We start from the raw sequence: 1710 nt of genomic DNA, 5'->3' as shown, positions 1-1710 counted from the left end.
GAGCCGGTCTGCAGCACGTTGATCAGGTTCTTGTTGAAGTCCTGACGGATCTGCACCACCGAGAGGTTCGAGCCGAGGCTCGAGGCTTCCGAGCGCAGCGTGCTCGAGGCGGCGTTCAGGTTGGTCAGCACCCTGTTGGCCGCGGCGTTGTCGATGAAGTCGACGCCGACGGTCAGCGCGGCAAGACCCAGGCCCTTGGAGTTGTAGGTCACGCCGGTGATGTTCAGGCTCGACTTGCCGGTCTCGTCGAACACCAGCTTGAGCTGGTCGCCGTTCAAGAGGTTGACACCGTTGAACGAGGAGTCCTGCGCCGTCGTGTCGATCTGGTTCAGGATGTTGTTGTACTGAGACACCAGGTTGGCACGCGCCGTCTGGGCAACGCCATCCTGGACCGGGGTGGAAGCCGTCGAGAACGTGAGCGCCGAGGTCAGCGTACCGCCGATCGCGCCGCCCGCTGCCGTCGAACCGAGCGTCGAAGAGGCATAGTCGTTGGATGCAGTGATGGTCAGCAGACCGTTGGCGTCGATCGTCGCAGCCAGGTTGTTGGCCTGAAGCTTGGTGTTGAGCTGATCGAGCGTCTTGACCGTGCCGTTGGTGCCGTCGCCGAAGGTGACGTCGACCGCCGTACCGCCGTTGAAGGAGGTGAAGGTCAGGGTCTTGCCAGCGATACCACCAATGCCGGAGGTACGGGCCGCGGTGAAGGCGGTCGCGGTGCCGGTGTTGCCGGCGAGGCCGAGCGCGTTCAGCGCATTGCCCGTGCCGGTGATCGCGAGGTCAGCATTGACGCCGGTCGAGAGCTTGAGCTGGCCCGAGGTATTCACCGTCGAGTTGGACTGACCGGTCGCGGTCGAGAGCACCGCCGCACCCGAAGTGATCTTCGCGGTCTGCACGCCGGTGGCGAGGTCGATCGCGTTGAGCAGGTCGGTCACCGTCGCGCTCTGGAGATAGACGGTCGAGTTGCCGCTGCCGTCGGTGACGATGTTGCCGTTGACACCACCCGAGGTCACGCTGGCTGCCGACTGCGGCGTCTGCGCGTTCTTGAAGGTGATGATGTGGCCGTCGACGTTCAGCGTCGAACCGTCCTGAACCAGAGCACCCAGCGAACCCGCGCTGGTCTGGCGGGCCACGCTCACGCTCGTGTTTCCGCCGCCGCTGGCCGAACTCAGGCCAAGGGCCTTGAGCAGATCGGCCTTGCCGGTCACGTTCAGGTCCGCACCCGTCGAACTCTCCAGAATGACCTTGCCGCCCGCGACGGACGAGATGGTCTGGGCCGTACCAACCGTGGCGCCGCTCTGCGTGATGGTGGCAGCACCAGCGCTGATCGAAGCGCTCTGCACGCCGCTGGCCAGATCGATCGCCTTCAAGAGGTCGTTGACGTTCGCCGTGGCGAGATAGACGGTGGTGTTGCCGTTGCCGTCGGTGACGAGGTTGCCGCTGACGCCCGACCCGGACGGAACCGCGGTCGACGCCGGAGCAGCGCCGCTGCGGAAGGTGATGGTCTTGCCGTTGACCGTCAGCGTGTCGCCGTCGGCAGGCTGGGCGTTGCCGACCAGGCCGGTGGCAGTCGTGGCGCCGGTGGCGATCAGGGTGATGGTTCCGGTCAGGGCCGTGGTGCCGTCGCCAGCCGTTGCCGCGGTGCCCGTGAACACGCCCTGGCTCGCGCCCAGGGTCTTGGCAGCCGTAATCGCGGTCGTGCCGCCGGGAGCGCCG

At 66.3% G+C, this 1710-nt stretch carries 1 protein-coding gene; it reads right to left on the bottom strand.

Annotated elements, in window-relative coordinates:
• Positions 1–1710 (bottom strand): DUF1522 domain-containing protein (locus A5906_RS31175; protein ID WP_080139041.1); only part of this gene is annotated, 1710 nt, incomplete at both ends.

The organism is Bradyrhizobium sacchari, from assembly GCF_002068095.1.
Classification (GTDB): Bacteria; Pseudomonadota; Alphaproteobacteria; order Rhizobiales; family Xanthobacteraceae; genus Bradyrhizobium; species Bradyrhizobium sacchari.
Note: the sequence above shows the minus strand (reverse complement) of the source record. Positions and strands in the feature narration are given on the sequence as shown.